Here is a 6,967-nt window from a genome sequence, read left to right as displayed (position 1 = left end):
TCTCTATCACCAAGTAGCACTCAATCTGATAGTTGAGATTTTATATCTTTCAAAAAATAAATATCATGAACAGATGCGGGACTAATATCAAGACTCTAGAAAACACCTCTTAAAAAACAAACAGCATGAAGTTTATAGCCATAAAAAGACAATTGCTGAGAAGCACTAAAACCTCTATTTGGTGCACAAAACTGATGCTCTTTGCAAAATTTAGAGTGATTAATTCTTGTTATTTCACAAACTTCCAACGGCATAATATCAACGATAAAACAATTTTTAAATTCATTAAATTCTTTCGCTAATTTGAGTCGAATATTATTAATTTGCTCTGATAATCTTCGTTTTCTACGATTGTAAATACTACGCTCAATTTTACAACTTAGCGCTTTAGGAAGATTTCGAAATAAATGATTTTCACTATCAATACCCATAAATTTAGCTGTTAAGACAAGATTTATGAGTTATAAATCAAAAAGTTTAGGTCTTCTACGTTGATAAATTAAAAGTGTATCTGTGGATATTTTCGTAGAACTTATAATATTCTTTCATAATTTGTAAGTAAGTTGTTCATTGTAAATGTTTTGTGCTTAAAACAATTTACTGATTTTCAATCAAATGAACAACTTTATTATTTAGTAATCAAAATGCACAACGGGTAAAACTAATATTTTTAATCATAATTTTGATTTAAGTTTTGTAAAAAATCAGCCATATCCTCAATTCGTAATTGCAGCTTACTCCCTACTTTAAGGCAGGATGAAGGCAACATAGTGGCAGTAGAGTGTATACAATACTTTTTTTGGACGGTTGAAAGTTGACAGCAATTCGTCTAAGTTCCCGATACTAAAATCAGAGATTTTCACTCGAACTGACGAAAAGTACAATTGTTTTTCAAGAGTTTTAATTTTGTTGACAGTTCGAGTTGAAAAAAAATGGTGAATCATTACACTCGAGTTTTGTATTTTCACTGTATGAAATGATTAGGCGGTGAATATTTGCTGAATCAAACAAATAGGCAGCGGCTACTTTTGGGTTATGGGCTCGGGAGAGGTTTCGAGAAGCGAAATAAATTAGTAACTAATCTATACTTTCATAATCTTTTTTATCGAGTTGATAATCAATAAACGATACTTTTCTGAGCTTCGCATTTCGTTTTGGAATAATAGGGTAACCTTTGGCTTCGGCAAATACTTTTGTGAATTTTGCGCCGAAATATAGAATTGTTGCAACATAATAAATCCACAACAAAAGAATAACCAACGAACCTGCCGATCCAAAAATGGTAGAATATTTGGAGTTTGCGATATAAATACCAATTAAATATTTTGCAATAAAGAATAGAATCGCCGTAAAAAACGCTCCTACAAAAGCTTGTTTTGCTTTGATACGTGCATCGGGAAGAATCTTGAAGAGAATATAAAATATCAAAATCGAGATTGAAATACTCAATGTATTATTAAGAAGAATAACTGTGGTCTTCGTCATAATGGTATCGAGTTCGAAAAGACTGAAAATTTCTTCTCCAAAACTCATTAATATACTATTTAATATTACTGTTGCTATTAAAACTATTCCTAATGAAAGGATAATCAAAAATGAAAGCCCTCTATTTATTACAAATTTCAACCAAGCTCTACGAGGAACTGCTTCGACACGCCAAATAAGATTGAGACTATCTTGCATATCGGTGAACATTGTTGTAGAACCAAAAATCAAAATTCCGATACCTATATATAAAGCAAGCGAACTATCTCCTGAAATGGTAGAATTTGTAACAAAATTTTGTACAGCTAAAGCGACATCTGGACCAACAATATTTTTAAGCTCATAAAACATTCGGTTTTCGATAGCATCTTTCTTAAAGAATAAACTTGCACTGGAAATTACAATCAGAATTAATGGTGAAAGTGAAAACAATGCGTAATAAGTTAACGAAGCGCTCAATTTCATAATTCGGTCCTCACCAAATTCAACAATTGTCTGTTTTAAAATATTAAAGTAGAATTTTAGTTGCTTCATTAAATTAATTACTTTAGAGATTAAAGATACAAATTCATAAAATCTATAACAAAAAAAAGACCATTCGATGAATGGTCTTTAAAAAAATATATTAAATCTTAGCTTACACTAACATTGTAACAGGATTTTCGATGTACATTCTTAATGTTTGTAAGAATTGTGCACCTGTTGCTCCGTCTACTGTTCTGTGATCACAAGCTAAAGATAATTTCATTGTGTTACCAACTACAACTTGTCCGTCTTTTACAACTGGTTTTTGAATAATTGAACCAACTGATAGGATACAAGAGTTTGGTTGATTGATAATCGATGTGAATGATTCGATTCCAAACATACCTAAGTTTGAAACAGAGAATGTTGATTTTTCCATTTCATCTGCTTTTAATTTGCGATCTCTTGCACGACCTGCATAATCTTTGACCTCAGCAGAAATTTGAGCAAATGATTTTTGATCTGTATTTTTAACAACAGGAACCAATAAACCATCTTCTACAGCAACTGCCACACCGATATTGATATCTCCATGTTGAATAATTTCTGTATCTGTCCAAGTAGAATTAACAGCTGGATGTTTGCGTAAAGCCATTGCACATGCTTTCACAATCATATCGTTGAATGAAATTTTCGTATCAGGCACTGAGTTTAATTGTTTGCGCGCAGCAATCGCATTATCCATATCCAACTCTACATTTAAGTAATAATGAGGAGCTGTAAATTTAGATTCAGCCAAACGTTTAGCGATAACTTTTCTCATTTGAGAATTTGGAATCACTTTATCTTCTCCAGAAACAAAAGTTTGAGCTGGTTTAACTGATTCAGATTTTGCTTCCGCTTTTGGTTGAGCAGATGGTTGATAATTTTCGATATCTTTTTTCACGATACGTCCATTATCACCAGAACCTTTCACCTCTGCTAAATTAATTCCTTTATCTTTTGCAATTGTTTTTGCTAATGGCGATGCAAAAATACGATCAGAAGAAGAAGTTTCTTCAACCTTATTATTTACATCTAATTGTACAACTACTGGTTTTTCGTCATCAACAACTTCTGTAGAAACTGCTGGTGCAGCAACTTTACCTCCGTTTGCTACAATTGCAGAAACGTCAGTACCAGCTTCACCAATAATTGCTAAAACAGAATCTACTGGTGCAGGCTCGTTCACTTTAGCTCCTTGATATAATAAAACACCATCAAATTCTGATTCGAATTCTTGCACTGCTTTATCTGTTTCAATTTCTGCTAAAATATCACCTTCCGCAACTTGATCTCCAACATTTTTGTGCCAAACAACTACAGTTCCTTCTTCCATTGTATCAGAAAGACGAGGCATTGTAATTACTTCCACATTTGCAGGAATTTCTGCAACAGGTTTTGCTTCTTCTGTTTTTGTTTCGCTGGGAGTTGATTTTTCTTCTTTAACTTCAGTCGTAACTTTTGCTCCACCCCCGATTAAACCTGAAATATCTTCTCCTTCATTTCCGATGATTGCTAAAACTTCATCAACATTTGTTGACACTCCTTCTGCAACACCTTGATATAATAATACTCCATCAAATTCTGATTCGAATTCTTGGATTGCTTTATCTGTTTCGATTTCTGCTAAGATATCACCCTCAGCAATTTTATCTCCTACATTTTTGTGCCATTTTACAACAGTTCCTTCTTCCATTGTATCGCTTAAGCGAGGCATTGTAATAATTTCTGCCATGGTTTTTAGTTGTTTTCGATTTTATCTAAGAATGGATAATTTTCTTCTGAATAGATATAATCATACATTACGTGTTCTTCTGGATAGTTAGAGTTTTCTGCAAATTCTGCACATTCTTCTACCATCACTTTTACTTCATCAATAATTGCATCTAATTGTTCTTTAGTTGCCCAATTGTTTACTAAGATATGATTCTCAACATTCAAGATTGGATCTTCTTGTTTGTACTCTTCCACCTCTTCTTTTGTACGATAAGGCTCAGCATCAGACATAGAGTGACCTCTATAACGATATGTACGTACATCTAAGAAAGTTGGTCCATCTCCACGACGCGCTCTTTCAATAGCTTCGTAAGCTGCTTCTGCAACTTTTACAGGATCCATACCATCTACAGGCATACAAGGCATTTCGTATCCTAAACCTAATTTCCAAATATCTTCGTGGTTAGCAGTACGAGAAACAGAAGTTCCCATAGCGTATTGATTGTTTTCGCAAACAAAAACAACTGGTAATTTCCAGTTCATCGCCATGTTAAATGTTTCATGTAATGTACCTTGACGAGTTGCGCCATCTCCCATTAAACAGATTGTAACACCATCGCGATTAAAGAATTTATCACCAAAAGCGATTCCTGCTCCTAATGGAATTTGCCCACCAACGATTCCGTGTCCACCATAAAAATTATGCTCTTTACTGAAAACGTGCATAGATCCTCCTAAACCATGAGAAGTTCCTGTTTCTTTACCACATAATTCAGCCAAAATACGTTTTGGGTCTACACCCAAAGCCATAGGCCAAACGTGACAACGATAAGCAGTAATCACATGATCTACACCAGGTTTCATTGCATGAATAAAACCGGCTGGTAAAGCTTCTTGACCATTGTATAAATGTAAGAAACCTCTAATTTTTTGCTTTAAATATAATGAACGACACTTATCTTCGAAGCGACGCCAAAAAGTCATATCACGATACCATTGTAGGTACGTTTCTTGCGTTAATTTTTCCATAATTGCACAATTCCGTTGGAACAAATTTAAACTAATCTATTTAGTGTACAAAATTGCTACCCTAAAAATTCGTCAGTAAAATGTAATGGAAGCAAATCTTTAGCAGAATTTATCACCAAAACATCACCTTCTTTTCCAGATAAAATAATTTCGATTGGTTGCGATTGTTTCTTTTCAATCTCTAAAATATATTGTCGACACATCCCGCATGGAGGCAATGGATAATTGACATTTGGCGTAGAAACAGCCAATTTTTCAATCTTAATATTTGGGAAGTTTGCATTTACATAAGCCAATAAACCTCTTTCGGCACAAGTTCCGACTGGATACGAAGCATTTTCTTGATTTGAACTCGAAAAAATTTCTCCATTTTCTAATTGAACAGATGCACCAACATTGAAATTAGAATAAGGCGCATATGCATTCAACGAAATATCATAAGCCTCTTCTACTACTTTTTTTTGTTCTGCTGCAAGCTCAGATTTACTCTCGAATCGTTCAAATTCAAAAGAATATTTTTCTTTTTTCATATAGAATTTACACCAAAGTGTATTATTTAATTAATTATTAAATACTTAAATCCTCTCAGCTATTTTATTCAATAGAAAAAGGAAGTAAATTTATAAAAAAATATTTTATGTTAGTGAAAATTTTTGCAAGTGCTATTTTCGGAGTTTCCGCAAAAACAATTATTGTGGAAGTTAATATTGATCAAGGTGTCGGGTATCATTTGGTTGGTTTGCCCGATAGCGCAATAAAAGAAAGTAATTTTAGGATAAATGCTGCACTAAAAAATTCTAATTTGAAATTACCTGGTAAAAAAATCACGATTAATATGGCGCCAGCAGATTTACAAAAAGAAGGTTCTGCCTATGATTTACCAATCGCAATTGGAATTTTAGCAGCTTCGGAGCAAGTAAATTCTGAACAACTCCATAAATTTATAATGATGGGCGAATTATCGCTAGATGGTTCACTTCGACCTATAAAAGGTGCATTGCCGATTGCAATACAAGCAAAAGAAGAAGGTTTCGAAGGAATTATTTTACCCAAACAAAATGCAGACGAAGCAGCTGTTGTAGAAGGAATCGATGTTTTTGCGGTTAATAACATCAGAGAAGTTGTTGATTATTTTAACGAAGAAATCATTTTACAACCTCATCAAGTTAATTTAGATGATTATTTTTTTAGTGAAATGAATAATTATCCTTTCGATTTTGCTGATGTAAAAGGTCAAGAAAATGTAAAACGTGCGATGGAAATCGCTGCTGCAGGAGGACATAACATTATTTTGATCGGTCCTCCAGGAAGTGGAAAAACAATGTTAGCCAAACGAATTGCTTCAATTCTTCCGAAAATGAGCGTACAAGAAGCGCTCGAAACAACAAAAATTCATAGCGTTGCTGGAAAATTATCTAACAAATCATTAATTGTAAGTCGTCCTTTTTCTAGTCCACATCATTCTATATCGGATGTCGCCTTAGTCGGCGGTGGTTCTTATCCACAACCTGGAGAAATTTCTTTGGCGCATAATGGTGTTTTGTTTTTGGATGAATTACCCGAATTTAAGCGAACTGTTTTAGAAGTTATGCGTCAACCTTTGGAAGATCGAGAAGTCACAATTTCGAGGGCAAAATTCACTGTGAATTATCCTGCGAGTTTTATGTTAGTAGCTTCTATGAATCCAAGTCCGAGCGGTTATTTTATGGATGATCCAAACAACACTTCCTCTTTAGCGGAAATGCAACGTTACATGAATAAAATTTCTGGACCACTTTTGGACCGAATTGATTTACATATCGAAGTGAATCCTGTTCCGTTTGATGATTTGTCGCAAGAACGTCGTGGCGAAAAAAGTGCTGTGATTCGTGAACGTGTCATTAATGCAAGAAATATCCAGACCAAACGATTTGAAAATACAAAAGTCCATTACAACTCGCAAATGGGACCAAAAGAGTTGGATACTTTTTGTGATTTAGATGATCATTCGAAGCATTTAATCAAAGTTGTTATGGAAAAATTAAATCTTTCTGCTCGTGCGTATGATCGAATTATTAGGGTTGGACGAACAATTGCAGATTTAGATAATTCTGAAACTATTCTTTCAAAACATATTAGTGAAGCTATTCAGTATAGAAGTTTGGATCGAAATCAGTGGATGTGAGTTTAATTATTAATGATGAATGATGAATTATGCGTTATGCAAAAAAAAGGAATCTCTTTCAAGATT

5 protein-coding genes and 1 pseudogene are annotated in these 6,967 nt (G+C 33.8%); 1 reads left to right on the top strand and 5 read right to left on the bottom strand.

Annotated features, from left to right (window positions below; genetic code table 11):
• Nucleotides 1–23 precede the first annotated feature (23 nt).
• The 5 genes and pseudogenes from HXZ69_RS15365 to HXZ69_RS06305 form a co-directional block, all read right to left on the bottom strand.
• A pseudogene (locus tag HXZ69_RS15365) lies at nucleotides 24–571 on the bottom strand (transposase); the annotation flags it as partial.
• A 506-nt stretch (nucleotides 572–1,077) separates the two neighbouring features.
• Entirely contained in the window at nucleotides 1,078–2,019 is a 942-nt protein-coding gene (locus HXZ69_RS06320; protein WP_038337079.1) for a YihY/virulence factor BrkB family protein, read from the bottom strand.
• Between the two features lie 103 nt (nucleotides 2,020–2,122).
• On the bottom strand, nucleotides 2,123–3,727 hold the full coding sequence (locus HXZ69_RS06315) for a dihydrolipoyl dehydrogenase family protein (RefSeq protein ID WP_125349668.1): 1,605 nt from the start codon (nucleotides 3,725–3,727) through the stop codon (nucleotides 2,123–2,125).
• 5 nt (nucleotides 3,728–3,732) lie between these two features.
• Nucleotides 3,733–4,737, bottom strand: a complete 1,005-nt coding sequence (gene pdhA / locus HXZ69_RS06310; RefSeq protein WP_125349669.1) for a pyruvate dehydrogenase (acetyl-transferring) E1 component subunit alpha — start codon at nucleotides 4,735–4,737, stop codon at nucleotides 3,733–3,735.
• Between the two features lie 56 nt (nucleotides 4,738–4,793).
• Nucleotides 4,794–5,267: a cytidine deaminase gene (locus HXZ69_RS06305; RefSeq protein WP_038337075.1), complete on the bottom strand. Its 474-nt coding sequence runs from the start codon at nucleotides 5,265–5,267 to the stop codon at nucleotides 4,794–4,796.
• Between the two features lie 107 nt (nucleotides 5,268–5,374).
• On the opposite strand from HXZ69_RS06305, the gene HXZ69_RS06300 reads away from it, so the two are divergent.
• The gene (locus tag HXZ69_RS06300) at nucleotides 5,375–6,901 is read left to right on the top strand and encodes a YifB family Mg chelatase-like AAA ATPase (protein ID WP_286495370.1); all 1,527 of its coding nucleotides are present in this window, start codon (nucleotides 5,375–5,377) and stop codon (nucleotides 6,899–6,901) included.
• The last annotated feature ends 66 nt before the right edge of the window (nucleotides 6,902–6,967 follow it).

Origin of the sequence: Empedobacter sp. R132-2, assembly GCF_030324375.1 — a bacterium.
In the GTDB taxonomy this organism is placed as follows: Bacteria; Bacteroidota; Bacteroidia; order Flavobacteriales; family Weeksellaceae; genus Empedobacter; species Empedobacter falsenii_B.
The sequence above is the reverse complement of the archived record's forward strand: the minus strand, read 5'-3'. Positions and strand labels throughout refer to the sequence as shown.

Coding starts and splice junctions, on each gene's coding strand:
- HXZ69_RS06315 (WP_125349668.1), bottom strand. CDS start 3,727: ATGGCAGAAATTATTACAATGCCTCGCTTAAGCGATACAATGGAAGAA.
- HXZ69_RS06305 (WP_038337075.1), bottom strand. CDS start 5,267: ATGAAAAAAGAAAAATATTCTTTTGAATTTGAACGATTCGAGAGTAAA.
- pdhA (WP_125349669.1), bottom strand. CDS start 4,737: ATGGAAAAATTAACGCAAGAAACGTACCTACAATGGTATCGTGATATG.
- HXZ69_RS06320 (WP_038337079.1), bottom strand. CDS start 2,019: ATGAAGCAACTAAAATTCTACTTTAATATTTTAAAACAGACAATTGTT.
- HXZ69_RS06300 (WP_286495370.1), top strand. CDS start 5,375: ATGTTAGTGAAAATTTTTGCAAGTGCTATTTTCGGAGTTTCCGCAAAA.